Source organism: Novosphingobium sp. TCA1 (assembly GCF_009811895.1).
GTDB classification, from domain to species: domain Bacteria; phylum Pseudomonadota; class Alphaproteobacteria; order Sphingomonadales; family Sphingomonadaceae; genus Novosphingobium; species Novosphingobium panipatense_A.
Genome location: NZ_BLJH01000006.1, coordinates 69,992 through 96,730 on the forward strand (window position 1 = coordinate 69,992; position 26,739 = coordinate 96,730).

23 protein-coding genes and 4 tRNA genes are annotated in these 26,739 nt (G+C 65.0%); 10 read left to right on the top strand and 17 right to left on the bottom strand.

All coding sequences use genetic code 11. The features are described from left to right. Positions 1-50 precede the first annotated feature (50 nt). From recJ to NTCA1_RS09650, 4 genes are all read left to right on the top strand, one after another. A complete protein-coding gene (gene recJ / locus NTCA1_RS09635; RefSeq protein ID WP_086490648.1) occupies positions 51-1,865 on the top strand; it encodes a single-stranded-DNA-specific exonuclease RecJ in 1,815 nt (604 codons plus the stop codon). A 139-nt stretch (positions 1,866-2,004) separates the two neighbouring features. Further along, a tRNA-Glu gene (locus tag NTCA1_RS09640) sits at positions 2,005-2,079 on the top strand. A gap of 40 nt (positions 2,080-2,119) precedes the next feature. Further along, positions 2,120-2,194, top strand: a tRNA-Glu gene (locus NTCA1_RS09645). 37 nt (positions 2,195-2,231) lie between these two features. Beyond that, a tRNA-Glu gene (locus NTCA1_RS09650) sits at positions 2,232-2,306 on the top strand. 64 nt (positions 2,307-2,370) lie between these two features. Here NTCA1_RS09650 and NTCA1_RS09655 read toward each other — a convergent pair. The 3 genes from NTCA1_RS09655 to NTCA1_RS09665 form a co-directional block, all read right to left on the bottom strand. Continuing rightward, positions 2,371-3,090, bottom strand: a complete 720-nt coding sequence (locus tag NTCA1_RS09655; RefSeq protein ID WP_159830258.1) for an extensin family protein — start codon at positions 3,088-3,090, stop codon at positions 2,371-2,373. A gap of 42 nt (positions 3,091-3,132) precedes the next feature. Beyond that, positions 3,133-3,330, bottom strand: coding sequence for a hypothetical protein (locus NTCA1_RS09660; RefSeq protein WP_086490650.1), 198 nt, complete (start codon positions 3,328-3,330; stop codon positions 3,133-3,135). 207 nt (positions 3,331-3,537) lie between these two features. Beyond that, a complete protein-coding gene (locus tag NTCA1_RS09665; RefSeq protein WP_086490651.1) occupies positions 3,538-5,055 on the bottom strand; it encodes an amino acid permease in 1,518 nt (505 codons plus the stop codon). Between the two features lie 203 nt (positions 5,056-5,258). On the opposite strand from NTCA1_RS09665, the gene panB reads away from it, so the two are divergent. Beyond that, positions 5,259-6,128, top strand: coding sequence for a 3-methyl-2-oxobutanoate hydroxymethyltransferase (panB, locus tag NTCA1_RS09670; protein ID WP_159830260.1), 870 nt, complete (start codon positions 5,259-5,261; stop codon positions 6,126-6,128). Positions 6,129-6,167: 39 nt separating this feature from the next. Here the strand turns inward: panB and prsR are convergent, their stop codons facing one another. The 9 genes from prsR to efp all read right to left on the bottom strand — a co-directional run bounded on the left by prsR (position 6,168) and on the right by efp (position 16,910). Next, on the bottom strand, positions 6,168-7,532 hold the full coding sequence (prsR, locus tag NTCA1_RS09675; protein WP_159830262.1) for a PEP-CTERM-box response regulator transcription factor: 1,365 nt from the start codon (positions 7,530-7,532) through the stop codon (positions 6,168-6,170). A 1-nt stretch (position 7,533) separates the two neighbouring features. Beyond that, positions 7,534-9,663: an XrtA/PEP-CTERM system histidine kinase PrsK gene (gene prsK, locus NTCA1_RS09680; RefSeq protein WP_159830264.1), complete on the bottom strand. Its 2,130-nt coding sequence runs from the start codon at positions 9,661-9,663 to the stop codon at positions 7,534-7,536. After that, on the bottom strand, positions 9,660-11,045 hold the full coding sequence (locus NTCA1_RS09685; protein WP_159830266.1) for a TIGR03013 family XrtA/PEP-CTERM system glycosyltransferase: 1,386 nt from the start codon (positions 11,043-11,045) through the stop codon (positions 9,660-9,662). The genes prsK and NTCA1_RS09685 overlap by 4 nt, the downstream gene beginning before the upstream one ends. Positions 11,046-11,226: 181 nt before the next feature. Continuing rightward, the gene (locus tag NTCA1_RS09690; RefSeq protein WP_159830268.1) at positions 11,227-12,576 is read right to left on the bottom strand and encodes an amidohydrolase; all 1,350 of its coding nucleotides are present in this window, start codon (positions 12,574-12,576) and stop codon (positions 11,227-11,229) included. A gap of 75 nt (positions 12,577-12,651) precedes the next feature. After that, the gene (locus tag NTCA1_RS09695) at positions 12,652-14,367 is read right to left on the bottom strand and encodes a tetratricopeptide repeat protein (protein ID WP_159830269.1); all 1,716 of its coding nucleotides are present in this window, start codon (positions 14,365-14,367) and stop codon (positions 12,652-12,654) included. A 539-nt stretch (positions 14,368-14,906) separates the two neighbouring features. Beyond that, positions 14,907-14,990: transfer RNA gene (locus tag NTCA1_RS09700), tRNA-Leu, on the bottom strand. Between the two features lie 78 nt (positions 14,991-15,068). Then, positions 15,069-15,884, bottom strand: a complete 816-nt coding sequence (locus tag NTCA1_RS09705; RefSeq protein ID WP_159830271.1) for an inositol monophosphatase family protein — start codon at positions 15,882-15,884, stop codon at positions 15,069-15,071. 43 nt (positions 15,885-15,927) lie between these two features. Further along, positions 15,928-16,347 (bottom strand): hypothetical protein, encoded by a 420-nt coding sequence (locus NTCA1_RS09710; RefSeq protein ID WP_086490659.1) that lies wholly within the window; start codon positions 16,345-16,347, stop codon positions 15,928-15,930. Beyond that, positions 16,347-16,910, bottom strand: coding sequence for an elongation factor P (efp, locus tag NTCA1_RS09715; protein WP_086490660.1), 564 nt, complete (start codon positions 16,908-16,910; stop codon positions 16,347-16,349). The genes NTCA1_RS09710 and efp overlap by 1 nt, the downstream gene beginning before the upstream one ends. Before the next feature lie 106 nt (positions 16,911-17,016). On the opposite strand from efp, the gene NTCA1_RS09720 reads away from it, so the two are divergent. Beyond that, positions 17,017-17,469 (top strand): hypothetical protein, encoded by a 453-nt coding sequence (locus NTCA1_RS09720; RefSeq protein ID WP_086490661.1) that lies wholly within the window; start codon positions 17,017-17,019, stop codon positions 17,467-17,469. Positions 17,470-17,530: 61 nt separating this feature from the next. Next, positions 17,531-18,061 carry a nuclear transport factor 2 family protein gene (locus NTCA1_RS09725; RefSeq protein ID WP_159830273.1) on the top strand — a complete coding sequence of 177 codons (531 nt, stop codon included), beginning with the start codon at positions 17,531-17,533 and terminating at the stop codon, positions 18,059-18,061. 24 nt (positions 18,062-18,085) lie between these two features. On the opposite strand, the gene NTCA1_RS09730 is transcribed toward NTCA1_RS09725, so the two are convergent. The 5 genes from NTCA1_RS09730 to NTCA1_RS09750 form a co-directional block, all read right to left on the bottom strand. Further along, positions 18,086-18,889: an SDR family NAD(P)-dependent oxidoreductase gene (locus tag NTCA1_RS09730; protein WP_159830275.1), complete on the bottom strand. Its 804-nt coding sequence runs from the start codon at positions 18,887-18,889 to the stop codon at positions 18,086-18,088. A gap of 127 nt (positions 18,890-19,016) precedes the next feature. Beyond that, positions 19,017-19,934 carry an acyl-CoA dehydrogenase family protein gene (locus NTCA1_RS09735; RefSeq protein ID WP_159830277.1) on the bottom strand — a complete coding sequence of 306 codons (918 nt, stop codon included), beginning with the start codon at positions 19,932-19,934 and terminating at the stop codon, positions 19,017-19,019. After that, on the bottom strand, positions 19,934-21,079 hold the full coding sequence (locus tag NTCA1_RS09740) for an acyl-CoA dehydrogenase family protein (protein ID WP_159830279.1): 1,146 nt from the start codon (positions 21,077-21,079) through the stop codon (positions 19,934-19,936). The genes NTCA1_RS09735 and NTCA1_RS09740 overlap by 1 nt, the downstream gene beginning before the upstream one ends. 111 nt (positions 21,080-21,190) lie before the next feature. Then, positions 21,191-21,964: an SDR family NAD(P)-dependent oxidoreductase gene (locus NTCA1_RS09745; RefSeq protein WP_159830281.1), complete on the bottom strand. Its 774-nt coding sequence runs from the start codon at positions 21,962-21,964 to the stop codon at positions 21,191-21,193. 29 nt (positions 21,965-21,993) lie between these two features. Next, on the bottom strand, positions 21,994-23,742 hold the full coding sequence (locus NTCA1_RS09750) for an FAD-dependent oxidoreductase (protein WP_159830283.1): 1,749 nt from the start codon (positions 23,740-23,742) through the stop codon (positions 21,994-21,996). A 176-nt stretch (positions 23,743-23,918) separates the two neighbouring features. Between NTCA1_RS09750 and NTCA1_RS09755 the strand changes: the two genes are divergently transcribed. From NTCA1_RS09755 to NTCA1_RS09765, 3 genes are all read left to right on the top strand, one after another. After that, positions 23,919-24,233 carry a non-heme iron oxygenase ferredoxin subunit gene (locus NTCA1_RS09755; protein ID WP_159830431.1) on the top strand — a complete coding sequence of 105 codons (315 nt, stop codon included), beginning with the start codon at positions 23,919-23,921 and terminating at the stop codon, positions 24,231-24,233. Positions 24,234-24,502: 269 nt separating this feature from the next. Further along, entirely contained in the window at positions 24,503-25,678 is a 1,176-nt protein-coding gene (locus NTCA1_RS09760) for an acyl-CoA dehydrogenase family protein (RefSeq protein WP_159830285.1), read from the top strand. After that, complete coding sequence (locus NTCA1_RS09765) at positions 25,675-26,685, top strand: acyl-CoA dehydrogenase family protein (RefSeq protein ID WP_159830287.1); 1,011 nt, start codon at positions 25,675-25,677, stop codon at positions 26,683-26,685. Before NTCA1_RS09760 ends, NTCA1_RS09765 begins: the two co-directional genes overlap by 4 nt. The last annotated feature ends 54 nt before the right edge of the window (positions 26,686-26,739 follow it).

The window sequence follows — 26,739 nt, forward strand, 5'->3', positions numbered from 1 at the left end:
TCCGTTTCCCGGCCTTTTCCCGCCTCTCGCCTTAGTCTAATCGGTTCGCCATGGCTTCGCGACCCGTTAGTTCCGTATTCGGCATCGATCATTCCCTCACCGGCAAGTCCTGGCGCTGGCGGGGTGGCAACATGGACCTATCGGAAAGTGCCTCCGGCATTTCCGCCGGGTTCTCCGGCGGGCTGGAGGACGATATCGTCACCCAGATCCTGCTGTCCCGAGGCGTTCCGCGCGAGGATCTTGAGCGTCACCGTACCCCCTCCCTGCGCGCCTTCCTTCCCGATCCTTCGGTATTCCGCGATATGGACGCCGCCGCCGAGCGCCTCGCCCAGGCGGTCATGGCGAACGAAACGGTGACGGTCTACGGCGACTACGACGTGGACGGTGCCACCAGCGCCGCCCTGCTGATCCTCCTCCTGCGCGGGCTGGGTCACGACGCGCGATACTACATTCCCGACCGTCTGCTCGAAGGATACGGCCCGAGCGGCGAGGCACTCGTACGGATTGCGCAGGAAGGCTCCAGCCTGATCGTCACGGTAGACTGCGGCGCGATGGCGTTCGAGGCGCTGGAGATGGCGCACGGCGCGGGTGTGGATGTGATCGTGGTCGATCACCACAAGTGCGCGCCCCAGCTTCCCCGGGCCGCCGCGCTGGTCAATCCCAACCGGCTGGACGAGAGCGAAATCGCGGCCGGGCACGGCCATCTCGCTGCAGTCGGCGTGGCCTTCCTGCTCGCTGTCGCGACGGTGCGGACATTGCGCCGAAGGGGGTTCTTCGCAGGACGCAGCGAGCCGGACCTGTTCGCCCTGCTCGATCTCGTGGCTCTTGGCACGGTCGCGGACGTCGCGGCACTGCATGGACTGAACCGCGCGCTGGTTGCACAAGGGCTCAAGGTCATGGCAAGGCGCGACAATATCGGCATGGCCGCGCTGATAGACGCCAGTCGCCTGAACCGTGCCCCGACCTGTTCGGATCTCGGTTTCGCGCTCGGCCCGCGCATCAATGCCGGTGGGCGCGTCGGCGAATCGACGCTCGGCGTGCGCTTGCTCACGACCACCGACGCCGACGAAGCGCAGGTCATCGCCGCGCAGCTTTCCCGGCTCAACGACGAGCGACGCGGCATCGAGCAGGTCGTCCAGGAAGCGGCCGAGGCCCAGATCGAACGCCAGCACAATCGCTCCGTCATGGTCCTGGCAGGAGCGGGATGGCATCCCGGCGTGATCGGCATCGTCGCCGGGCGCATCAAGGAAAAGACCGGAAAACCCACCCTCGTCATCGCGATGGATGCCGATGAGGCCGGAAACGGCAAGGGCTCGGGCCGGTCGATCCCCGGCGTCGACCTCGGCGCGGCCATCATCGCGGCGCGCGAGACCGGCTTGCTGGTGGCCGGTGGCGGCCACGCCATGGCCGCAGGGCTCACCGTGGCGCCCGACAAGCTCGACGCCCTTTCCGAATGGCTTGATTCGCTTCTGGCGGCGGATGTCGCACGGGCGAGCGCCAATCAGTCGATGCTGCTCGACCTGGCTCTGGCCCCGCGAGGGCTGACGCCGGAACTCGTCGAGAAACTCGAAAGCGCCGGTCCCTATGGCATGGGCTGGCCGGGGCCGCGTGTCGCGGTCGGCCCGGTCCACGTCATCAAGGCCGATACCGTGGGCGCCGATCACGTTCGGCTGATCGTCGGCGGGCAGGACGGCGCCCGCTTCAAGGCCATGGCCTTCCGCTCCGCCGAGACTGAAATGGGCCAGGCCCTGCTCCATGCTACCCAGGGCCGCCGCCTCTGGCTGGCCGGGCGGGCGAAGATCGACGATTGGGGGAGCCGCCCCCAGGCAGAACTTCACATCGACGACGCCGCCTTTGCGGCCTGAAAACAGCGGATTTTAGCAGGCTCCAGGCCCGTCATTGCCGGGCATGTCATAGAGAGTTCAAATTATTCGCAATGAAGGGGTTGACCCCCCACCGGACCCCCGCTAGAGGGCCGGTCCTGCCTCCGGCGCAACCCGGTACGGCCCCTTCGTCTAGCGGTTAGGACGCGGCCCTTTCACGGCTGAAACACGGGTTCGATTCCCGTAGGGGTCACCAGGGTATCACGCGATACCGGCGGTACATCAAATGGCTTAACGGCCCCTTCGTCTAGCGGTTAGGACGCGGCCCTTTCACGGCTGAAACACGGGTTCGATTCCCGTAGGGGTCACCATTTACACTCGCTTCAAGGCGAGGCATTCTGGCTCAACGGCCCCTTCGTCTAGCGGTTAGGACGCGGCCCTCTCACGGCTGAAACACGGGTTCGATTCCCGTAGGGGTCACCAGACTTTTCAAGCACCTGGCTTGGACACACCCCCATTATCAGAATTATCCCTCGACGATTGCCGTTCACCGACAGGCGCGCCAGCCTCCGGCCCTGATCGCCTGGTCCAGATGCAGGTGATCGGCATGGGCCGCATTGTAGTCAGGTGACAGCACCGTCGCGAAGGCATCACATGCGGCATCGCGTATCGCATGGAGAAACGCGGCTTCCTCTACGGAGCCGGTCCAGCCCTTGCGTACGGTCACGCGCCTGCCGTCGGCCAATATGAAAGCCGATATGTCGATGGCGTTGCCGGTCGCATGCTCGCTCCAGGAACCATCGCTGCCACCGCCTATGCGCCGGCAATTGTAGGTTCCCAGTTGCTCGACGCGAACGACCTTGCTCCCGAATATCGCCTCGGCCTGCGGCTGGACGCCGTTGCGCAGCCACCAGGCGAGGCCTGCATCGACGGAGCACGTCGCCTCAGCACGGGCGGGCACAAGGCTCACATCCAAGGCCTGGGGCGCTGCAAGGCGCTTTCGGTCGTCGCGGCGGCAGGAACCTTCGCCCAAGGGCGTGAGAGCGCGTCTGTCGATCCGGCCGCGCTCAAGGAACGCCTGGCAGAGATCGCGATCGGCGCGCAGGGCCGAAAGTTTGCGCGGCGTCGCCCAGCCCGGCTTCTCCTCGAGCGTCAGCGGCGCCCAGGGATCGTACCCCGGATGCTCGCGCAGCCAGCCTTTGCCCGCAAACAGCAGGCAGCCCAGCAGGAGCGCAGCGACTACGAAGCGATCGAAGGGGAAGGACATCCTCTGCCAAACGCCTCGGCAGCGCGCTTGCTCCGAGGCGGATCACTCCATCATGGCGAACAGGGCCCAAGCCAGAGCCGTGGCACCGCAGAACAGCGGCCAGGACCAGTAGAATTCGTGCCCCTGATAAAAGGTATGCGTGATGTCCAGCATGCCTCCACGCGACCCTTGCGATCCAATGACGATCGAAACGATCCAGGTGAGCAGAAAGCCCGGGATCAGCGCCTTGATGGCCGACATGACAGATTTTCCGATTTTTCGATAAGCCTGTCGGGATTCTGACGAGAACAGGTAAATATCCCCCTACCGAGCAGGCGGGCAGTCCTGTGGAGAACTCCGGCATAGCCTGTGCATCGGCAGAGGATTTCCGGTGGATGCCTTGTGCATTGTCCAAAAGAAAAGGGGAGCACACGGCTCCCCTTCCCTTTCAATATCGATCGCCTGCTATCAGACCGGCGGCACGGGCTGCGGCGGGGCGTCGGGATCGACCTCGTGCGTTTCGACCAGGCCTCTGCCCACATGGCTGCGCGAGCGGCTGTAGGTGTAATAGACGAAGAGACCCAGGATCGCCCATGCGACGAACAGACCGATGGTCTGCGCCGAAAGGCTGAAGAACAAGTAGATACAGCCTGCAATCGCCAGCGGCGCGGTCAGCATGATCCCCGGCGTGCGGAACGGGCGCTTGCGCGTCGGATCGGTCTTGCGCAGCACCATGACCGCGATGGAGACGGCGGCGAAAGCGAACAGCGTGCCGGAGTTCGACACGTCGGCCAGCAGCCCGACCGGGAAGAACGCCGCGAACAGGGTAACGAACAGGCCGGTCAGCATGGTGATCACATGCGGCGTGTGGAAACGCGGATGCACCTTGGAGAAGAATTCCGGCAGCAGGCCGTCACGGCTCATGACGAAGAAGATGCGGGTCTGGCCGAACATCATCATCAGGATGACCGAAGGCAGCGCGATGATTGCCGCCGCGCCGACCAGCCAACCGACGAAGGGATAGCCGACCTGGCGCAGCGTCCAGGCAAGTGCTTCCTTCGAGCAGACCACGGCATTCTCGTGAATGGCGGCGCAGGCCTGCGAAAGCTCCGGCGTTCCCGGCGAGAGAGCGGCACCGTTAGGGCCGAGCACGGGCTGGGCGCCGACCGTACCGATCACGCCGGACGCGACCAGCATGTAGAAGATCGTGCAGATGCCCAGGCTGCCGATCAGGCCGATCGGCATGTTGCGCTGCGGGTTCTTGGTCTCTTCCGCTGCGGTCGAAACCGCGTCGAAGCCGACATAGGCGAAGAAGATCGAAGCTGCCGCGCTGGAGATACCCGCAAAGCCGAGCGGCGCGAAAGGCGTGAACTGACCGGACTTGATGACCGGGATCGTCAGCACCACGAACATGGCGAGCGCCAGAATCTTGATGCCCACCAGCACCGCGTTCACCGTGGCGCTTTCCTTTGTGCCCTTGATCAGCAGGGCCGTGACGGCCGCCGCGATGAGCATGGCGGGAATGTTGATCAGGCCGCCGTCGAACGGCCCGCGCACGAAGTCCAGCGGGATGCTCATGCCGAAGCTGCTGTTGAGCCAGCCCACGAAATAACCGGACCATCCGACCGAAACCGCGCCTGCGGCGATCGCATATTCGAGAATCAGTGCCCAACCGACCATCCAGGCGACCGTTTCGCCCATGACCGCGTAACTGTAAGTGTAAGCGGAGCCGGAAACCGGCACCATCGCCGCCATTTCGGCATAGCAAAGCGCCGCCACGCCGCAGACGAAGCCGGCGATGACGAAGGAGAGCATCATGCCGGGACCGGCCTTCTGCGCGGCCTCCGCGGTGAGAACGAAAATACCCGTACCGATGACGGCGCCGATTCCGAGCATAGTGAGCTGGAATGCGCCCAGCGACCTGTGAAGAGATTTCTTTTCCGCCGTCGCCAGAATGGCGTCGAGCGGCTTAACGCGTCCGAACATGCGGTGGACCCCCGAATTTTTGTATGGCGCGACGCTAGCGGGCTGCGACGCCATGGCAAGCCTTAACGCCACTGGTTCCTCATAATTACGGTAATTGGCCCAGACGACGGGACCAATGCGCGATAGCCGTTACCTTGTTCCCGCGGGCGGCAAGGAAAATGCGCTTTTGCGCATCTTCCAACCCCGCGCTAGAAGCCTTTCCCATGTCCACGACCTTTCAGCTCGATACCGCGACCAGTCGCGCCAATCCCACGCCCGCGCCGATGAAGCGCCTTACGGTGCCTGCCATCCAGCGCCGCAAGGTAGAAGGCCGGACGACCGAACCGCTGGTCATGCTTACCGCCTACACCGCCCGCCAGGCGCAGTTGCTGGATGAGCACTGCGACATCCTGCTGGTGGGAGATTCGCTGGCACAGGTGATCTACGGCCTGCCTTCGACCCTTCCCGTCACCCTCGACATGATGATCGCCCACGGCGCTGCCGTCGTGCGCGGCAGCTATCATTCGCTGGTGATCGTGGACATGCCTTTCGGCTCCTACGAGGAAAGCCCGCAGCAGGCCTTCGCGTCAGCCGCGCGCGTCATGGCCGAAACCGGCTGCGCCGCCGTCAAGCTCGAAGGCGGCGTCGCCATGGCGGAAACCATCGCCTTCCTTACCCAGCGCGGTATTCCCGTCATGGCCCATATCGGCCTGACGCCGCAGGCCGTTAACGCCCTGGGCGGGTACGGCGCGCGCGGACGCAGCCAGGAAGAACACGCCAAGATCATTTCCGACGGCAAGGCCGTCGCCGGTGCCGGAGCCTTCTCGGTCGTGGTCGAGGGTGTTCTCGAACCGATCGCGATCTCGTTGACGCACAGCCTCGACATTCCCGTCATCGGCATTGGCGCTTCGGCAGAGTGCGACGGGCAGGTGCTTGTGGCCGAGGACATGCTCGGGATGTTCGACCGTGTCCCCCGCTTCGTGAAGCGCTATGCCGACATGGCCGGGCTCGTCTCGGAAGCTGCCGCGAAATATGCCGAGGAAGTGCGCGCCCGCAACTTCCCCGGGCCGGAACAGACCTATCAGCCGAAGTGATGTCGGGAACCGGGGAGCGCGGCGCGCTCCCCGGCCGGCTCAGTTCTGCAAATCGTACTGCTTGAGCAGGTCGTAGAGCGTCGGACGGCTGATCCCCAGCATCTTCGCCGTGCTGGAGATATTGCCCTCGCTCCGGGCCAGGGCATGGCGGATGACCTTGCGATCGGCCTGCTCCCGCGCGGTCTTGAGGTTGAGCGCATTGACGACCTGCTCGTCGGGATCGGCAAGATCGAGGTCGGCAGCGCTCACCAGCTTCTCGTCCGCCATGATCACCGCGCGCTTTACGCGGTTTTCCAGCTCGCGGACATTCCCGGGCCAGCGCCAGGCGTCGATCGCCGCCAGGGCATCGGCGGAAAAGCCGCGTACGCCGGGGTTCATTTCGCCAGCATAGCGATGCAGGAGCGCCTTCGCCAGCAGAGTGGCATCGCCCGGCCGCTCGGCAAGGGCGGGGATCCGCACCACGATCTCGGCCAGACGGTAGAACAGATCCTCGCGAAAACGCCCTTCCCCGATCATGGCTTCGAGGTCCTGATGCGTCGCGCAGACGATCCGGGTATCGACCGGGATCGATTCCCGCGAACCGACCCGCTCGATCACCCGCTCCTGCAGGAAGCGCAGCAGCTTGACCTGAAGCTGGAGCGGAATGTCACCCACTTCGTCAAGGAACAGGGTGCCGCCCGCCGCCTGCTCGATCTTGCCGGGCGTCGTCTTGACCGCGCCGGTAAACGCGCCCTTCTCGTGCCCGAACAGCTCGCTTTCCAGCAGGTTCTCCGGGATCGCCGCACAGTTGATGGCCACGAATTCGCGCCTCGCGCGTCCGCTGGCTTCGTGAAGGCCGCGCGCCAACAGTTCCTTGCCGGTGCCGCTCGCCCCCAGCAACATCACCGAGACATTCGTATTGGCGACGCGCTCGATCGTGCGGGCAACCCGGATCATTTCCGGCGCGGCGGTGATCAACCGGCCGAGCACCTTTTCGTCCTTTTCCACCCGCGAGGCGAGGCGGCGGTTCTCCTCCTCAAGCCGGTGAAGCTCCAGCGCGCGGCGCACGATGAGGCCCAGCGCATCGATATCGACGGGCTTGCGGTAGAAATCGTAGGCACCGCGCGCGATCGCCTGAAGCGCGGACTCCCTTGCTTCGTGCCCGGAGGCAACGATCACCTTGGTATCAGGCTTCAGGGCCATGATCTCGTCCAGTACCGCGAAGCCCTCGGTCGTGCCGTCGGGATCCGGCGGCAGGCCGAGATCGAGCGTCACCACGTCCGGCATTTCCACGCGCAGGGCCGCCAGTGCGGAGGCCCTGTCCCCGGCAACGACGACGTCGAAATCCTCGTATGCCCATTTGAGCTGCGCCTGAAGACCGGCATCGTCCTCGACGACAAGGAGCTTGGGTCGGGTTTCGGTCATTTCAGGCTACTTTCTGGTCCTGGCTGGTGCTGTTGAGAAAGATTTCGGTCGTGGCGGCAAGCGGAATGCGAACGACGAAGCGCGACCCCAGCCCCTCGCGCGATTCCACCTCGAGCCGCCCCTTCATGCCCTTCACCAGCTCGCGCGCTTCGAACGCGCCGATCCCGAAGCCGCCGCTCTTGGTGGAGACGAAGGGCTTGAACAGACGGTGGCGGACGAACTCGGCCGACATGCCCGACCCGGCATCGACGACCTCGAAACGGGCGAAGAGACCGTCCGCGGCAAGCGAGAGAAAGACCGGGCTTTCGGCGCGGCTGGCATCGAGACCGTTCTGGACGAGATGGACGAGGACCTGTTCGAGCGAGTGGAAATTCGCCATCACAGCAAGATCCTTCACATCGGAAAGGACCACTTGCGGATTGCCGTTGAAGCGCGCCGTCACGGTTCGCGCCACCTCTGCCGCGCTCACTGTCTCCAACCGGTCCACCGCCCCGGCGCCATAACGCGACAGGCGCGCCAGCAGGGCGTTCAGCTTGTCGGAAGAATTGCGCAGGGTGACGAGCATGTCGGCGCGGAACTCCGGCTTGTCGGCATGAAGCTCGGCATTGCGCGCCAAGAGGCTGAACTGGCTGGCGAGGTTCTTGATATCGTGCATCACGAAGGCGATGCGGCGGTGGAAATCCTCGAAGCGGCTCGTTTCCGCGAGCGCCTCCTGGCTGGCGTTTTCCGCCAGGTAACTGGCAAGCTGCTGACCGATCACGCGCAGGAGATCGAAATCCTCCCAATCGAACTTGCGCGCCATCGCCGGGCGGGCGAGCACGACCATGCCGACCAGGCGATCGTAATGGACCAGCGGGACCATGGCCCAGGCGCGGCGCTCGGCAAGCAGCCATTCCGGTACGCGCAAATCGAGGTTCGCCGGAACCGCGCCCTCGCGCACATCGTCGAGATCGGCGATATAGCCCGCCTGTTCGAATGGCACGAGCATTTCCGGCGGACAGGCAGCGGCGGGCACTTCGATATCGGGCCAGTTCCACCGCGCCGCCAGAGTCAGCTCGCCCTGTTCGCCCGGCGTCAGCAGAAGACCCGCGGGGCTGTCGGTAATATCCGCCACGGACTGGACCACGCGCTCGCCCAGCGGCGATGTCTCGTCGTCGTTCCTGCCGATGGTGCGGGTGAAGCGCAGCCATTCCTCGCGGTAGTCGTAGCGATGCTGGAAGAAATGCTTGGCGAGGATCACTTTCAGCCAGCTGCGAACCCGGCGCGAAGGCAGCACGACAAGGGCGATGGCGCTGGCGAAAGTCAGGAAGGCCATCTCTATCAGGCGCGCAAAATTGCCGCCCGCATAGGAAAGCCACTGCGCCACAGCGACCATGGCGACGAGATAGACGCCGATGACGAGCAGCGAAAAGGTCTGGAACGTCACTGCGCGGGACGGCTTGAGCCGCAGTTCGTCGCGGCCTCGCGAAGCGGCGATGGCAAGACATGCCGCCAGCGCGAGCCCGGCCGCGCCGCGCAGCGCCGCGATCTCGCTCGGCCAACTGCGGGCGAGATAGGCCACGGTATAGAGATTGAGATCGAACGACCACAGGATCGCGAGCCCGATCGTCGGCCAGCGCAGGCCCGGGCGCAGCTCGCGCGGGGCCCCGGCATAGAGATTGTGAACCAGCACCAGCCCGCCCACCGTCACCAGCAGGCGCAGCATGACCTCGATCTCGAAACCGAGGTTCGCCAGACCGCGCTGCACCGAGAGATAGGACAGTGCCAGCGTCATGCCGATATGCAGCAGGCCCACGAAGACCAGCGCGAAGATCACCGGACGGATCGGCGCCAGACTGGAATGGCGGCCGTCACCCGCGAAGAGGCGGTAGATCACCACCAGCCAGGCCAGGTTGCGGATACTCTCCGCAAGAGAGGCGAGCATCGGCGCCTGCGCGGTGGCCGCTGCCGCCGCCGTCACGCACCAGGCGGCCGTCAGGAAAAGCGCGGCGACGACGCTGCCGCCCGCCTCTTCGAACCGCGCGCGCTTCGGCCAGAGCCAGAGCGCAAGGCTGGCCAGGGCAATGGCGCCGCTCAGATCGAACGCCACGCCTGCGGTAGACCAGAAGTCGAAGGCCCCGGCGCGGCTCATCGCGCGCCTTCGCTCCAGAGGATGACGCGCAAGGTCTGGAGGATGATCAGCAGGTCGAGGAAAGGCGTATAGTTCTTGGCGTAGTAGAGGTCGAACTCCAGCTTGTGCCGGGAATCCTCGATCGAGGCGCCGTATGGGTAATTGATCTGCGCCCAGCCAGTAATCCCCGGCTTCACCATGTGCCGTTCGGCATAGTAGCGCAGTTGCTCTTCCAATTCGGCCACGAACTGCGGGCGCTCGGGCCTGGGGCCGACGAAGCTCATCTCGCCCTTGAGCACGCTCCAGGCCTGGGGCAATTCGTCGATGCGCACCTTGCGGATGAAACGGCCGACACGGGTGACGCGCGGATCGTCCTTGGCCGCCCACTGTGCACCGGCGACTTCCGCATCCGTACGCATGGAGCGCAGCTTGATGACGTCGAAGTTCTCGCCGAACAGCCCAACGCGCTGCTGCCGATAGAAGGCCGGCCCACGGCTGTCGAGCTTCACCAGAAGCGCGAAGAGCAGGATGATCGGGCCGGTCAGGCAGAGAACCAGAGCACTCGCAACAATGTCGAACAAGCGCTTGATAACGCTTGATATCATCCTGCCGGATGAGAACCCGTCGGAAAAGATCAGCCAGCTCGGGTTCACCGTGTCGAGATCGATCCGCCCGGTTTCGCGTTCGAGAAAGCTGGAGAATTCATTGACGTGCACGCCGGTGGTCTTGATCCGCAGCAGGTCCTTGAGCGGCAGCGCATTGCGCCGTTCTTCCAGTGCGAGGACGACTTCGGTAACGCCCAGGTTGTCGACATAGCGGGTCAGGTTATGGATCGCGCCGCGCGAGATCGATTCCTCGATCGTGGGCGTACCCTCTCCCATGCAGACGTATCCGACAATGACGAAGCCGCTTTCCGGCCGCTCCGCCAGATCGCGCAGGCGACCCGCGCGCGCACCGGCGCCGAGCACCAACACGCGGCGGCGGAACGCTGAAGTGCCGAGGAATGCGCCCAGGATCAGGCGATTGGCTACCAGCAGGACGATCGCGAAAGCCATGGCGTAGGCCAGGGTCGAGCGCCAGAAATTCTGCGCCGCGAACAGGAAATCGACGAAAGCCAGCGCGATGACGCCAAGCGAGATCGCCACGAGCAATCTGGCCGCCGCGAAGCGCATGGAGCGCAGTGCCTCGGCGCCGTAGACACCGACCGCCACCATCGACAGCGACAGCACGACCGCGAAACCGGCGTGAAGGCCGATCCGGTCGCCCGGATCGCCCATGGCCATGCCGATCTGCCCGGCTCGCAAACGCCACGAGAATTCATTCGCCGCCAGCAGCAGCAGAATGTCCACCAGCCACAGCAGAGCCACCGCATGGGGGATGTAGTGTTTGAAAAGACGAATCATCGTCGCGGGGCGCCATCTTCCGAGCCGATACCGGCAATGACCCCGATTCTAGGAGCAAGGCGTAAACTGTCGGTGAATCTGACAATTGCCGGAATGCCGCTATCCACGCGGTGTCGGGTCCATGCACGGAAATCCGTCACGCGATGTCGGCCGCGTTTACAGGGCAAACCTCTCGAACCCTTCACTTGCGCGGCATGAGCCTCAGGGCGGTCAGGGTCAGGGCCTCGCTGCCGGACGCGATCACCTTGTCGGCCTGGGGCGCCCAGAACGGGCTGTGGAGCGAGGGAAGCGGCGGGCCGCCCGCCTTCGCCGCCGCCAGCTTCTGCGGGTCGGCCCCGCCGACCCAGAAGATCACCGACTTGATGTGATCCTCGTCCGCCCGGCGAAACTCGCCGAAATCCTCGCCGCCCATGACGGAGGGCGTGATCACCACATTGGCCTCGCCCATTCTGGTCTTGAGGTCGGCCACGGCTTCCTGGGTGAACTCGGGCGAGTTCCAGGTGGCGCGGGTATAGGGATCCTTGACGCTGACGTCCGGCATCAGGTTGTCGGGCAGCCCGGAGGCGATCGCCTCGCCCCGGGCGATACGCTTGATGCCGTCCAGCAGATGGGCGCGGGTTTCGTCGGAGTAGCTGCGGACTGTCAGTTCCAGTTTGGCCTGATCGGAAATGATGTTGTGCTTGGCGCCTGCATGGAACGAGCCCACCGTCACTACCGCCGGGTCGAGGGGGCTGGTCTCCCGGCTGACCAGTGTCTGCAGTTTCATCACGATGGCGCTGGCCAGGACGATCGGGTCCTTGGTCGCCTGCGGATAAGCGCCGTGGCCGCCCAGTCCCTTGACGAGGATATCGACGCTGTCGACATTGGCGAGCGCCCAGCCTACGGCCGCCCCCACCTGACCGGCGGGAAGATCGGCGGAATCGTGGAACGCCAGCGTATAGTCGGGCTTGGGAAAGCGCTGGTAGAGCCCGTCCTTCAGCATGCTGACCGCGCCGGTGCCGACTTCCTCGGCAGGCTGGCCGATCATGACCAGCGTGCCGGACCATTCCGACTTCCTTTTGGCCATGAGCCGCGCCGTCTCGATCCACGCGGTCATGTGCGTGTCGTGCCCGCAGGCGTGCATGATCCCGCTCTCGACCCCGGCCGTGGAGGTGCCCCGCTTCTTCGAGGCGAAAGCCAGACCCGTCTGCTCGACGACGGGCAGACCGTCCATGTCCGCCCGGATCAGGACCGTCGGCCCCTCACCGTTTTTCAGCACGGCGACCACGCCGGTCTGGCCGACTTTCTCGGTCACGGTGAAGCCTGCCTCGCGCGCGGCCTTGGCCATGATGCCCGCGCTTCGCACTTCCTGATAGCTCAGTTCGGGATTGGCATGGAGGTCCTGGTAGATCGTCATCAGGCCCGGAAGGTCGCGGGCGATGCTGTCCGTCACCGCCTCTGCCCGGACCGGAACGGATGTTGCGGCAAGCCCCAGGGCAGCGAGGCCAAGGGCGGCGAGAGCCGGAGTGGACCGGACCGGGAGCGCGTTCATGCGCGGAAGACTATGGCGGCTCCGGCCGTCCCGCAAGAGAGATCCGCAACAAGGATCTCCCGTCATCTCCTGCACTTATTGCCCCAGCAGCCCATGAGACTCCAGCGGTTCCGTGGCGAAGGAGGGAAAGCGCAGTTCCCGGACGACCTGCCGCCGGTCCTTCGGTATCCCCGGATAGGCCTTCGCGGCGGCTTCGAGCACGCCGCGCGCCTCGCTCACCTGCCCGTCCTGCGCCAGGGCCGCCGCCAGCAGATAGCGCGACATCAGGCCGCCGTCCTCCGCGCCTAGACGGCCATAGCGAAGCGCCTGAGCCGCATCCTTGCGGTAGAGGGCATCGAGCGCCAGCCCCGACCAGTACCATGCAGGGTGTCCCGGATTGAGCGCAATGGCCTTGCCCGCCAGCGTCGGCGCCACCTCGTGCTCGCCAAGCGCGGCCAGTATCCGCCCGGCATTGGCAAGGACCTCCGAATGATTGGGGCTGATTTCAAGCGCCTTGCCGATCGCCTCGCGCGCCGCTTCGTCCTCTCCGTGCCGATAGAGCGCTATTGCCAGATACTGATAGGCCACCGCATTGGTCGCATTGGCGGCCACCGCCCGTCTCGCGGCTTCGAGTGCCTCGGGCGAATCGCCTATGCCCCGCGCCTGCGCCTGATAGGCATGGATCCAGGAAAGCAGCGCCCAGGCATTGGAATAGTTGGGCTTGTCGTAAACCGCCCGCTCCAGGCATTCCTTCACTTGCCCAAGCTGCCCCTCCCTACGGGACCGCATGAATTCGTAGGCTTCCAATTCGCAGAAATAGCGCTCCATCCCGAGATCGCGGTGATTTTCGAGGTCCTCCCGCATGGTCTCGTGAATGACGCCGTAGGGTTGGCCGAGACGCGATGCCACGCCCAGCGCGATCTTGGACTGCACCTTGAGAATCTGCGCAGGATCGTAGTCGATCGGCGCGCTGCGGCCGGACCAGACGACGACACCGCCCGGCATGCGCACGAGGCTGGAATTGATCCTGAGCACGCCCTCGGAACCGTCGATCGTGCCTTGCAGCACGAACGTCGGTGCAACGCTCTTGCGGGCGCGCTCCGCTCTGACATGCTCGGTTCCCTGAGGGGCCAGCGCCAGAACGGCGAGATTGGGCAATTGCGACAGGTAATTGATCAGATCGAACTGCAACCCGTCGCGCACGCGCGCGATCGCCGGACCTTCTCCCGCCAGCCTGTAGGGCGCGACGTAGACTACCGGGCCATCCGGCATCTCTCCGGCCCGCACCAGCACGCCGTCGCTCTCGCTGCCCGGCCAGTAGATGATCAGCAGGGACGCGACGAGCGCCAGAGCCGCAAGCAATCCCCAGGAGCGCCGCCGCAGACTGAGCGCGCTGGAAGAGCGAACGATATCCTCGCCCTGCGCCGGGGGCGCTTCGGTCGGACTTGCGCCTTCCTCCGGCACAGGCACGACGGGCGCCGGTTCACGCTCCAGCATCGGCGCATAGGACCCACGCGGCACGACGATGCGATAGGGATCCCCTGCACCCTCGCCCGCATAGTACTCTCCTAGAGCCCGGCGCAGGCGCGTCATCTGCACGCGCACGATCGAATCCGACGATGCGTCGAAATCCTCATCCCGGCCGAAGACATCCAGCGCGATCGGATAGCCCTTCAGCCGATCGCCGTGACCGGAGAGCTTTTGATCGACAAGATAGGACAGAAGTTCCGCCAGTTTTGGCGAAGACTGGAAAGTAGAGGCGGCGACGACGCGCGAGAGGGCGTCGCGATATTCGTCGGCGGTGGGTTCCATGTCGTCCCCCTCCAGAACTGAATAGTCTGGAGGGGGCTATTTGGCAAACGCGCTTCTTGTTGCGACCCGAAGCGGCTCTCCAAAACTCTATTCGGCGCTCCAGACCCGCTGCCCGCCGCATGGCTGGCGGAAGCGGCGCGGTCGGGAACTGCTGGAAGCACGCCGGCGATCCACGCCGCCGGTGTCCCGGAACCTCGCTTCCTCGACTCGGAACGGGCTTCCAGCAGACCTCGAGGTCATCACATCCCAATGAGGGATCGGTCCCAAAGGGACCATGGCCCGAAGGGATGAAGACATGCCACCGCGAAGACGCGATGGGATTTCAAGGATGTTACCAATGTAGAAAAATTGCCCGGCGAATCATGCGTGTTTAACTGTTAAATTCCGCTCATTTCCGGGCGATCGGCTCTACGGAGACCGCGTCACAGCTCTGTTCGTTCACTATTGAACATATGTGAGATCCTGCGATCCGGCGCCGACGCGTGAAACCCAAACGCGAAAAAGCCGCGAAACCCGGTGCGGGTTCGCGGCTCTTCGTATGGTGCCCCTGGCCCGACTCGAACGGGCACGCCTTGCGACAAACGATTTTGAGTCGTTCGCGTCTACCATTCCGCCACAGGGGCACTCACGTGCTGCCTTCCCGTCATCGACGGAAGGGCATCGGCGCGGGTGACTTAGCCGCGCCTTGGCTTCGGCTCAAGTCACTTGAGCGCGTTTGCCAGAATCTTGTGGAGACGCGAATGCAGTGCATCGTTGCCCGCCAGGATTTCCTTGTCGTGGAACGGCTGCGAACGGCCCTTCCAGTCGGACACGAAGCCACCGGCCTCACGCACCAGCAGGCAGCCCGCTGCCGTATCCCAGGGCTTGAGATCGGCTTCCCAGAAGCCCTCGTAACGGCCCGAAGCGACCCAGGCCAGGTCGAGCGCAGCCGAGCCGAAACGGCGGATACCCGCGACCTGCGGCGCCAGCGCGTGATAGATCCTGGTCCACTCGCCCGCATCGCCGTGACCGGCGAAAGGAATGCCGGTGGCGATCACGCTCTCGTCGAGGTGGCGGCGCGAGGACACGCGCAGGCGCTTGTCCTGAAGCCATGCGCCGCGGCTCTTCTCGGCCCAGTAGCTTTCGTCGGTGACCGGGTTGTAGATCAGCCCGGCGGTGACTTCGCCCCAGCCCTTGCCGTCCAGACGCGGCTCCTGCACGGCGATCGAGATCGCGAAGTGCGGAATGCCGTGCAGGAAGTTGGTCGTGCCGTCGAGCGGATCGACGATGAAGCGCGGCTTGTCGGGATGGCCCTCGATCTCGCCGGCTTCCTCGAAGAGGTAGCCCCATTCAGGACGCGCCGCGCGCAGCTCGTCCCAGATGGTGCGTTCCGAAGCCTGGTCCGCCTTGGAGACGAAATCCGCCGGTCCCTTGCGCGAGACCTGGAGGTGCTCGATTTCGCCGAAGTCGCGGCGCAGGCGGCTACCCGCCTTGCGGGCGGCCTTTTCCATGACGCGAATGAGACCGGAGATGGCCATAAAACTTACCTTGTCCTTCGAGTACCGGCCGCAGCCGGTCTGATTATCGGCCCTGCGGCGCGGGTTGCGCGGCGGCGGCGGGCTTGTAACCGCAGATCGCCACCATGGCGCTCAGCAGTTCGCTGGGGTTCTCGCGATGGATCTTGCCGGGGTTCTCGGCAATCACCTTGTCCATCGAATCGCTGATCTTCTGGAGCGAGTTGGTGTAGATGCAGCCGACCAGTGCCCCCTTGGCGGGAGGCTCGACCTTGTCGGACTGCAGACCGCTGATCAGCACCTTCAGATAGAGCATCGCGCGCTCCACTTCCGGTGAAGGCGCATGCGCGCCCGCGGCGGGTGCGGCTGCGGTCTTTGCCGGCGCCGCAGCCTTGGCCGGCGCCTTCTTCGGCGCGGCGGCCTGAGCCGGAGCGGCAAGCCCTGCCACCAGGGCAACCGCGGCGATGAAAGACGCCTTGCCCCGCATCAGTCGGCCTTCCTGACGTAAGCCTTCTCGTAAACGTCGACGACGATGCGCGTGCCGCTTTCGATGTGCGGCGGAACCATCACGCGCACGCCGTTGTCGAGCACGGCAGGCTTGTAGCTGGAGGAAGCGGTCTGGCCCTTCACCACGGCATCGGCTTCGACGATCGTGGCTTCGACCTGCTCGGGCAGCTGCACCGAGATCGGGCGCTCTTCCCAGAGTTCGAGCAGCACCTGCATGCCGTCCTGAAGGAAGGCAGCCGCATCGCCCAGAAGGTCGGCGGGAAGCTGGATCTGCTCGTAAGTCTCGATGTCCATGAACACCAGCTGATCGCCTTCGACGTAGAGGAACTGGAAGTCCTTGGTGTCGAGGCGGACCTTTTCGACGGTGTCGGCGCTGCGGAAGCGAACGTTGGTCTTGCGGCCGTCGATGAGGTTCTTCATCTCGACCTGCATGAAGGCGCCGCCCTTGCCCGGCTGGGTGTGCTGCGTCTTGGCAACTTTCCAGATGCCCTTTTCGTATTCGAGAATGTTGCCGGGACGAATGTCGACGCCGCTGATCTTCATGGGATGAACCTTAAGATGGGAAAGAGCCGGTACTACCGAAAGCATGCGCCCTTAGCCGAGGAGACTGGCTGTGGCAATTGCTTCGCGCCGATGCTAGCGGTCAGTCATGACGCGCGCCCCTCGTAACGCTCCTTTCGCCGCTTTCCTGCTTGCCCTGGGCCTCGTGGCCGGAAGCGGGCCATCCCTGGCGGCCAAGCCCGCTCCTCCGCCGGTTCCGGGCGGCCCGATCGGCACGCTGGACCTCGGGCAGTACAATTGCGAACGGGACGGCACGGCCGGTGGTCCGGTCGGCATCCGCCTGCCGCAATACGATTTCCGCGCCGTCACCGGCTCCAATTACAAGACCCCGGACGGCGTTCGCGGCAGCTACCTGATGACCGGCGACCAGATCATCATGACCGGCGGCGAGTTGAAAGGCACCCGGATGCACCGCACGTCCAAGGGCTTCCTCCGCCACGTCGGCACGGACGGCCTCGACAACGACATCCGCTGCGTCCTGACCAATGCCGGTCGCGGCCCGCTCGAACCGGAAGACAGCATCAACCAGACCGAAGAGTGATCGCTTGAGCGGTTTGCCCGGCTCCCCGCTAAGCCTTAGGGCCTAGACGGGGAGGAAGGCCATGACACCGCAGCAGCAGATCGCCATGCAGCAACTGATCGACAAGGACGCGATTCGCGACCTCGTCCTGCTCTATTCCCGCGCGATCGACCGGCAGGACATCGAACTGCTGCGCGATCTCTACACGGACGATGCCACCGACACGCATGGCGACAGCTTCGATGGTTCGGCACAGGACTATTGCCGCTTCATCGCCGGCGCCTTTCCCTTCATGCCCTATTCGGGCCACCATGTTTGCAACCATCTGATCGCGGTGGACGGCGATACGGCGAGCGGCGAAGTCTATGCCCTCGCCTGGCATCTGATCCCGAACCGCGAAGGCGGGCGGGAAGAAGACTTCATGGCGGTGCGCTATATCGACAATTACCGGCGCTGCGACGACGGCCGCTGGCGTTTCTCGAAGCGCGTGGTGACCTATGACTTCAAGCTGCGCCGCCCGTTCGACGGCGGCGGCATGCTCGGTCAGGGGCCGCTGGACCCAAGCTATGCGATCTGCGCCCAGCGCCTGTTCGCGCGTGGGGCAAGGGGCTGACCCCGCACCACGCGCTTCGGGCGATCACATCGAAGGCGCGTAGCCGCCGTTGAGAGGATAAGTCTGCCCGGTGATCCATTCGGCGGCGCCCGAGCACAGGAAGGTGACCAGCGCCGCAACGTCCGTGGATTTGCCGCAGCGACGGATGGAATAGCGCGACATGAGCCCCTTCATGTGCTCTCCCCCCATGATTTCCGCCCGCTGTGCCTCCTCCATGTCCGGGAGCAGGGCCGAGAGCGATACGCAATTGGCGGTGACCTGGTAGCGCCCCAGCTCCTTCGCGATCGAACGCATGAACCCCTGCGCACCGGCCTTGGAAGAGGCATAGACCGCTAGCCGGGCCTCTCCCACGCGCCCCGAATCCGAAACGATAGTGACGATACGGCCCCGCTGCGCTTCGACCATGTTGGGAATGAAAGCGAAGCAGCAATTGTAGACACCGTAGAGATTGGTGCCGAGGTAGCGCTGCCAATTTGCGGGATCTTCTTCCCAGAAGTTCTGCGACGGCCGGATCGAGGCCCCGGGACCAGCCATGCCCGCGTTGTTCACTAGTACCGTCGCCGGGCCAAGTTCAGCCGTGATCGCGGCATTGGCCGCCCGCGCGGCATCCAGATCGGTCACGTCGAACGGCACTGCCAGCGCCGGAACCCCCAGTGCCCGCACCTCGGCCGCCACCGCCTCGGCGCGCTCCGGCACGAAATCGTTGATGGCGATGCCGCCCGCATTGTGCCGGGCCAGTTCCAGTGCCGTTGCCCTGCCCGCATTCTGACCTGCGCCGGTCACCACCGCCACCTGTCCGCCCAGATCGATCAAGTCATGTCCCTGCATCCCTGCCCTCACAAATGTTCTGTCTGTCGCGGCAATTCTGGCATGCCCGCGCCTGCTCCGCGACGCCTCGAAGCCGGATATCGCGAGCGCGGTGAGGGCATCGCTGCGATGAGCGGTGCTAACCGCCCTACCCCCAGAGCGCCTCCGCCGCCGCCAGCCCCTGCGCCCCGCGCCCGCCCAGTTCCGCCGTCAGCAACTTCAGCCGATAGGTCCACAAGTGCAGCGGATGTTCCAGCGTCATGCCCATGCCGCCGAGGAACTGGTGGTAGTCGTAGCACACCCGCTTTGCCGCCTCTTGCGCATGGAGCAGCGCCATGGCCGCATCGGCGTAATCCCCGCTCGCAGCCGCCCGCATGGCGAGCCAGTAGACGGTGTTGGTCACCACTTGCGCCTCTGCAAGGCGGTGCCGCATTGCCTGGAACGTCGCGAGCGGTCTCCCGAACTGCTTGCGCTCGGACACATATGTCACCACGCTTGTAAGCGCCGCGCCCAGCAGGCCCGCCGCTTCCACCGCCATCGCGACACGCCATGCGTGGGTGATTTCGACCGGATCGACATCGTGCGCGATCATGGCTTCGGGCAGGCCCGTGAGGAACGCCACCGGATAGGCATAGAGCGTATCCTCCTGCGCAGGAGCAATCAGCTCCTCACTCGCCGTGAAGCTGCGCACGCCGGAGGGGCCGACGACAACCACCGTCGCGCCGGGACGCAGGAAGCGCAGCAGCGCCGAAGTGCGCCCTTCCTCCACCAGACAGAGCGGCCGCGGCAGTTCGGGATCGATCAGCGGACGCACCAGCGCCGAGACGGCCGCCTCAACGGCGAACGGCAGACGGGCCAGCTTCTCCGCCACCAACGCAGCGGTGACAGGGCCGAGTTCATCGACCGTCATGACATCGAGGAAACCGTTCTCCACCAGGGCCGCGTCGAGTTCTTCGCTTTCCAGCGCCAAGCCCGCATCATGCAGCGGAGCGGAGGCGAAGGGCCGCGCAAGGGCTTCGACGAAATCGAGGACCTGCCTCTGGTCTTCATTGAGAGCAAGCTGCATCAGCGCGGCTCCCGGGGCAGTTCCAGCACGTCGCTGGCGATGATGTTAAGCTGGATCTCCGCCGATCCGGCGGCAACCCCGGCGACGATGCCGCGCTGGTGGTGCATCTTGAGATAAGGCGATGCGCCCGCGAGCGCTTCAGGCAGGAACTCCACCACGAATTCGCAGACGGCCCGCTCGGCCATGACGGTGGCGTAGCGTGCGGAACTGGACTCCGCGCCGATCGCCAGCCCGTCCACGCGCTTCTGCACGACGGCATAGTTGGCCGTGCCCGCCGCCTCGCAAAGCGCCGCGCAGCGCGCCGCCTCGATACGAACATACTCGCGGGTGAAATCACCGCGCTGCTTCAGCATCATGACCGCCCGGTCCAGCGCGGCGCGGGCCAGCGTGAAGCGAGGGATGCCCAGCCGCTCATTACGTAATGAATAGGCGACGATCTCCCAGGCCTGCCCTTCCTCACCGAAGCGCGCGGTTTCGGGCACGGTGACGTCGTCGAAGAAGACCTCATGAATGTCGCCCTCGCCGATCAGCGAGGGGATCTGGCGCACGGTGATGCCCGGCGTGTCCATCGGCACGAGGACGATGGTGATACCCTTCTTGCGATCGTCGCTGGTGCGGGTCAGCAGGAAGCAGGTGTCGGCAAGCCCGGCGTAGGAGGTCCAGATCTTCTGGCCGTTGATGACGTAATTGCCGTCCTTCAACACGGCGCGGGTGCGCAGGCTGGCCAGGTCCGATCCGGCATCGGGCTCCGAAAAGCCCTGGCACCACAGCGATTCCCCGCGCGTGATCGGCTCCAGATAGCGTGCCTTCTGCTCAGGCGTGCCGTACTTCTCCAGCGTCGGGCCGATCCAGTTGACGTTCATGTACTGGCCGCCGCGCGGCTCACCAGCGATCCACATCTCTTCGGAAAGGATCTGCTGTTCCCACGGGCCCAGCCCCTCGCCGCCCATGTCCTTGGGCCAGTGCGGGAACAGCAGGCCGACTTCGGCCAGCTTCACGCAGAACGTGCGCGCAAAGGCCGTCAGCGCGGGCGAGGCAGGGCCGTGTTCGGAGAACTTTTCCCAGTCACCCGGCAGGTTCGCCTGTAGGAAGTCGCGGATCCTGCGCCGGAACGCATCCTGTTCCTCGGTCCATTCGAACTGCATGGCATCCTTCGTCTTTGCTTTCCTCCGGCGTTACCCAGCGGGCAACGCCCTCACAAGCAAAGGGCCAACGCCCGGGCGAAAACCGCCGAGGTGGCTCCGGCGAATGGAAGCCTACTGCCGCACCGCGCCGATCGCGGCGGGGGAGACGTAGCGGGTGGTCGATATGCCGCCATCCACCGCGATGGTCTGTCCATTGACGAACCCCGCCTCATCCGAAGCGAGGAAAGCTGCCATGTTGCCGATATCCGCGGCCGAGCAATCGCGCTGGAGCGGCGTCAGCTCGTGGTTGGTGCGGCGGAAGAAGTCGAGATCCCAGAACGCCGTCGTCATCTCGGTGCGCACCACGGTCGGCGCGATATAGTTGGAGCGGATGCCGCGCGGGCCGTATTCGGCGGCCATCGTCTGCATCAGGCCGATCTGCCCGGCCTTCACGGCGGAATAGGCGCCGCCGCCCGGCGTGCCGTACAGCCCCCAGGTCGATCCGATGAACAGGATCGAACTCCCCTCCCTCATCACCCGCAATGCCTCACGGCAGAGCCGGAACGGAGCCCGCAGGGATATGCCCAGCACTTCGTCCAGCATGGCATCGGTGGTCCGGTCCACCGGGCCGAAGTTGAACGATCCGGCGTTGTTCACCAGCACATCCAGCCGCCCGAACTTCTCCACCGCGGCATCGATGATGGCGCGCGGGGCTTCATCGGCCGTGGCATCGATGGCGATGAAGTCGAACTCGACCGAACCTGCCAGCGCGCCCTTGAGCGCTTGCAACTTCTCTGCATTGCGCCCGGTGCCGAGGACCTTGATGCCCCTCGCCCCCAGCGCCCGCACGATCGCCTCGCCGATGCCGCCTGCCGCTCCGGTGACGACTGCTACCTTGCCTTGCATTCCCGTATCTCCCCCTCGTGCCGTAACGTTCAAACCATCGCGGCATCGCGTGATGCTTTATCCGACGCTCGCTGGTTTCCCGCCCGTTCGGCAATGTCATTGGCGGCTACGAACCCGAAGGTCATCGCTGGCCCGATGGTCGCCCCCGCCCCCGGATAAGTATCTCCGAAGGGCGTCCCCGAATTGTTGCCCGCCGCATAGAGCCCCGCAATCGGCTGCCCCGCCCCGTCCAGAACCCGTGCCCGCGCATCGCAGCGCAGGCCGCCCTTGGTGCCCAGATCGCCATTGTTGATCGGCACCGCATAGAACGGCGCCTTGTCGATCGGCCCGATGTTCGGATTGGGCGTGGAGGAAGGATCGCCGAACATCTGGTCATAGGGATTCATGCCCCGCCCGAACTCGGGATCGACGCCGGTCTTCGCATAGGCGTTCATGTTGGCGACCGTCTGCCGCACCGCCTCCACCGGCAGATGCGTCTTGGCGCAAAGCTCCTCGATCGTATCGGCGCGGAACAGGTAATGATCCCACCAGTCTTCCGGCACCTTGTGCTCGGGCGTATGGACCGTGGGCATGAGTCCGCCCGCGCTGAATTTCCTGCGAAACTTCGCATCGAAGATCAGCCAGCATGGGCAGTTCGCACCGCTCTCGATCTGATCGCGCACCATGGCCTGCCCGAACTGGTCGTACCCACAGGCCTCGTCCACGAAGCGCACGCCCTTGCGATTGACCACCACGCTCCATGGACGGCCGACATCGAACGCCGCCTGATGGATCTCGTGGAAGTTCGACGCGCCCTTCATCGGCAGCGTCATCGTCGGGATCCACCAGCCCTGCGAGGTATGCTCGGTGGACGCCCCCACCGCTTCTGCCGCGACCAAAGCCTCGCCGCGATTGCCATCCTCGGGCGTGGAGGAGTGCCGCGTCAGCCCCGGCACCGGATAGAACCGATCCCGCAGCGCCTGATTCCACTCGAACCCGCCTGCCGCCAGCACCACGCCGTGCCGCGCCTCAACCGTATACTTGCGCCCGAAGTTGGACACCTCGATCCCGGTGACACGGCCGCCCTCCTCCACGGTCAACCCTTCCAGCACCGTCTCCATCCGAAGGTCGACCCCGCGCGCAAACACCTGCTCGTACGTCGCCCCCATCAGCGCGGCGCCTTGGGTGAACCGCTTGTCGCGGTGCGAGACCTTGCGCGTCGAGCGGTCCATCCAATACCGCCCGATCATCTTGCCCGCGACCATGCGCCAGCCCTTCGACTGCATCATCAGCGCAAACGTCTCGTTCAAGTCCATCGCATAGCGGCCGAACAGCTTGAAGCGGTTGTACTGCTCCCGCATCAGGGCATAGCGCCCGTCGCCAAGCCGCCGCCCGTCGAACGTCGGCACGATCACTGAACGATCCGCCCGCGCGCCAGCCCGGCCCGGAAAATAGTCCGGCCATGCCGCCGCCGCGACATCTACGCCGGTCGATTTCAGGAAGTGCAGCATCTTCGGCGCTTCATCCACGAAAGCTTCCAGCCGCTCGCGGTTCACCGGCACGCCGATAGTGGCATCCAGATACTCCAGCGCGGAGGCGCGGCTGTCCCCCTGATCGCCGTCCAGCCCGTGGTTCGGTATCCACATCACCCCGCCCGAAGTTGCCGAAGTGCCGCCGAACTTGTGCGCTTTCTCGACGATCAGCACTTTCAGCCCAAGGTCGGCGCTGCGCAGCGCCGCCATCGCCCCGGCCGAGCCCGATCCCACCACCACGACATCGAAGCTCTCGCCTGATGACACCCACACTCTCCCGAAACCTGTTGTCAGGCATCGTTATCGCGTCGGCGGCTTGCCCACGAAATGACCGCCACGGTACAGCGTCTTGCTTGGTCCTGCTTGCGCCCGCGACGCGCTTGCGTCGAGGCGGCGGCACCGGACAGTTCCATGGCCAAGATTCGAGAGAAACCGGGAAGATGATGACCGAAAAGACCTTCGTTGCCGCAGCCAGACTGGAAGACGTGCCCCCCGGCACCAAGCTCGTCGTGGAGGTGAACGGGATCAGCATGCTCCTCTGCAACACGATGGATCGCATCTTCGCCGTCCGCAACTTATGCAGCCACGCCTACGAGACGCTGGAATGCGGACGGATGCGGGGTGGCTGGATATCCTGCCCCGTCCACGGCGCCCGCTTCGATCTGGAAACCGGCGCACCGATCAACCCGCCCGCGACCATGCCGATCGAGACGTATGCAGTGCGGGTTGAAGGCGATACGATCGAAGTGGAAGTTTGAAAGCAGGGGAGCATAGCCCCCCTGCACCCCCTATACCGTCTTCGTCGCGCGCGCCTATTCGTTGCGCGCTCCTTGCTGGCACAGGCCATAATGTCTCCCGGCTCACCGTGAGCGCACAACGGATAGGTCGCACACAAGGTAGACATTCCGCGGGTCTGGGGGATCATCCCCCAGAATCCTTCCCTTCTTCTCCTCCCTCAAACCCGATATCGCCGCAGCGACCCGCCGCCGTCTGGACGCCCCGACACCCCATCGGCACAGACAAGGACATGACCAACGATCTAGAAGCCCTGCGGCGCGAAGTCCGCAGCTTCCTTGCCGCCGAAGCACCCGCCGGCTGGCGCGATGCCAGCCGCACGCAGGACGATTTCGTCCGCACCCAGCGGGACTGGTTCGGCAAGCTTGTGCGCGCCGGATACGCCATCCCGCACTGGCCCGCCGAATATCCTGGCGGCGGTCGCAGTCTGGCCGAACAGAAAGTGATCTACGAGGAACTGGCCGGCGCCGATTGCCCGCGCCTGCTGCTCTCGTTCGTCTCCACCTACCACGCCTTCGCGACGCTGCACGAATGCGGCAATGCCGAGCAGAAGGCACGCTATCTGCCGAAAATCCTTGAGGGCGAGACGTGGTGCCAGGGCTTTTCGGAGCCCGGCGCCGGATCGGACCTTGCCGCGATCAAGACGCGGGCCGAGCGGAAAGGCGACGTCTACGTCATCAATGGCCAGAAGGTCTGGTCGACGATGGCCCAGTTCGCCGACAAGTGCCTGCTGCTGGCGCGCACCTCGTCCGACGGCGTGAAGCAGGCCGGCATCACCTACCTGTTGATGGACATGAAGGCGCCCGGCGTCACCGTCCGCCCGATCCACCAGATTCAGGGCGACGAGGAATTCGCCGAGATCTTCCTCGACAACGTGGAGATTCCGGTCTCCGAACGCGTGGGAGAGGAAGGCAAAGGCTGGGCCGTGGCGCAGGCGACGCTCGCCTCCGAACGCGGGCTGACGCTGATGGAACTGTCCTACCGAATGCGCGGCGCGCTGGGCCGCGTGGCCAAGTTGATCCGCGATCATGGGCACTCGGAAGATAGCGGCGTGCTGCGCGATTTCGGTGTGCTGGTCACGCAAGTGGACGCCGTCTGCGCCATTGCCGACCAGTTCCTCGACAACCGCATCAACGGGATCGAGCGCATGGGCGACGCCTCCATCGTCAAGAACGCCTATAGCCGCGCGCTGCGGGCCTATTCGGCGCTGGGCCTGCGACTGGGCGGCATGGACGAACAATACGTCGCCCCGATCACTTTCGGCGATCTCAATACCGGCAACTGGATGGCCGATTTCATGAACTCCTATGCCTGGACCATCGCCGGTGGCAGCGAGGAAGTGCAGCGCAACATCATCGCCGAACGCATGCTGGACATGCCGCGCGAGCCGAAGGGGTGGGTGCTGTGATTGCGCTGAACGAACTGACCGACGCCGCGCAGAAGGCATTCCCGGCCGAAAAGCTCTCGCCCGGCCGCGATGAAAGCTGGGGGCTCGCCGCAGAGATGGGCTGGCTGATGGTGCGTCTGCCCGAAGAGGACGGCGGCCTTGGCTTCACGCGCGAGGCATCGACTGTGCTGCACCTCGAAATGGGCCGGGTGCTCTCCGCGATGCCGCTGATCCCGGCGCAGCTTGGCCTTCAAGCGATTGCCGCCAGCCACGACTTTGCCGAACGCGCCGACTGGCTGGAACGGCTGGCCGGCGGCGAATATGCGCCGCTGCCGATGCTCTCCGCTAAGCTGACGCAAGGCTCGGACGGCACCGTTTCCGGCACGATTTCCGGCGTGTTCGAAGGCGACATGGCGGTTGCCGTGGTCGCGCAGCTTCCCGGCGGCTATGCGCTGGTGCCACTGGATGCGCCCGGCGTCTCGCTGGTCGAGCGGCCGATATGGGATCCCAGCCGCCGCCTGTTCGACGTGGTGCTGGACGGCTACGCCCCTGTCCTGATGCTCACCGACGCGGCGGGCGCAAAGGCGCTGCATGACCGGCTCTCGGGCGAGGCGCAGCTCGCGCTTGCCGCAGACTGCATCGGCGCGGCAGGCGCGGCGCTCGACATGACGATCGAGTACATGAAGGTCCGCCGCCAGTTCGACCGGCCGATCGCGCTGTTCCAGGCCCTGAAACACCGCGCCGCCGACATGAAGACGCGCATCGTCGTCGCCGAGGCGCTGCTGTGGAAGCGCGTGCGGGATGAAAACGTCAGCGTCACCGAACTCGCCGCCGCCAAAGTGCTGGCCGCCGAAGCCTTCCGCTTCGTGACCGAGGAAATGGTGCAGCTTCACGGCGGTATCGGCCTCACCGACGAGCACCCCTGCCACCTGTTCCTCAAGCGCGCGCTGCTGAACCTCCAACTCTGCGGCAATGCGGACCTGTGGAACGAGCGTGTGGGGCGTGAGGCGCTCTCTACAACGGCGTAGATACTTAAGTCCCTTGCGGAAACCTGCCGAGCCGGTGACAGTTGAAGGTGCTTC

Excerpts from the sequence above, each read along its gene's own strand:
- recJ (WP_086490648.1), top strand. The coding sequence starts at position 51 with ATGGCTTCGCGACCCGTTAGTTCCGTATTCGGCATCGATCATTCCCTC.
- NTCA1_RS09655 (WP_159830258.1), bottom strand. The coding sequence starts at position 3,090 with ATGTCCTTCCCCTTCGATCGCTTCGTAGTCGCTGCGCTCCTGCTGGGC.
- NTCA1_RS09660 (WP_086490650.1), bottom strand. The coding sequence starts at position 3,330 with ATGTCGGCCATCAAGGCGCTGATCCCGGGCTTTCTGCTCACCTGGATC.
- NTCA1_RS09665 (WP_086490651.1), bottom strand. The coding sequence starts at position 5,055 with ATGTTCGGACGCGTTAAGCCGCTCGACGCCATTCTGGCGACGGCGGAA.
- panB (WP_159830260.1), top strand. The coding sequence starts at position 5,259 with ATGTCCACGACCTTTCAGCTCGATACCGCGACCAGTCGCGCCAATCCC.
- prsR (WP_159830262.1), bottom strand. The coding sequence starts at position 7,532 with ATGACCGAAACCCGACCCAAGCTCCTTGTCGTCGAGGACGATGCCGGT.
- prsK (WP_159830264.1), bottom strand. The coding sequence starts at position 9,663 with ATGAGCCGCGCCGGGGCCTTCGACTTCTGGTCTACCGCAGGCGTGGCG.
- NTCA1_RS09685 (WP_159830266.1), bottom strand. The coding sequence starts at position 11,045 with ATGATTCGTCTTTTCAAACACTACATCCCCCATGCGGTGGCTCTGCTG.
- NTCA1_RS09690 (WP_159830268.1), bottom strand. The coding sequence starts at position 12,576 with ATGAACGCGCTCCCGGTCCGGTCCACTCCGGCTCTCGCCGCCCTTGGC.
- NTCA1_RS09695 (WP_159830269.1), bottom strand. The coding sequence starts at position 14,367 with ATGGAACCCACCGCCGACGAATATCGCGACGCCCTCTCGCGCGTCGTC.
- NTCA1_RS09705 (WP_159830271.1), bottom strand. The coding sequence starts at position 15,884 with ATGGCCATCTCCGGTCTCATTCGCGTCATGGAAAAGGCCGCCCGCAAG.
- NTCA1_RS09710 (WP_086490659.1), bottom strand. The coding sequence starts at position 16,347 with ATGCGGGGCAAGGCGTCTTTCATCGCCGCGGTTGCCCTGGTGGCAGGG.
- efp (WP_086490660.1), bottom strand. The coding sequence starts at position 16,910 with ATGAAGATCAGCGGCGTCGACATTCGTCCCGGCAACATTCTCGAATAC.
- NTCA1_RS09720 (WP_086490661.1), top strand. The coding sequence starts at position 17,017 with ATGACGCGCGCCCCTCGTAACGCTCCTTTCGCCGCTTTCCTGCTTGCC.
- NTCA1_RS09725 (WP_159830273.1), top strand. The coding sequence starts at position 17,531 with ATGACACCGCAGCAGCAGATCGCCATGCAGCAACTGATCGACAAGGAC.
- NTCA1_RS09730 (WP_159830275.1), bottom strand. The coding sequence starts at position 18,889 with ATGCAGGGACATGACTTGATCGATCTGGGCGGACAGGTGGCGGTGGTG.
- NTCA1_RS09735 (WP_159830277.1), bottom strand. The coding sequence starts at position 19,934 with ATGCAGCTTGCTCTCAATGAAGACCAGAGGCAGGTCCTCGATTTCGTC.
- NTCA1_RS09740 (WP_159830279.1), bottom strand. The coding sequence starts at position 21,079 with ATGCAGTTCGAATGGACCGAGGAACAGGATGCGTTCCGGCGCAGGATC.
- NTCA1_RS09745 (WP_159830281.1), bottom strand. The coding sequence starts at position 21,964 with ATGCAAGGCAAGGTAGCAGTCGTCACCGGAGCGGCAGGCGGCATCGGC.
- NTCA1_RS09755 (WP_159830431.1), top strand. The coding sequence starts at position 23,919 with ATGACCGAAAAGACCTTCGTTGCCGCAGCCAGACTGGAAGACGTGCCC.
- NTCA1_RS09760 (WP_159830285.1), top strand. The coding sequence starts at position 24,503 with ATGACCAACGATCTAGAAGCCCTGCGGCGCGAAGTCCGCAGCTTCCTT.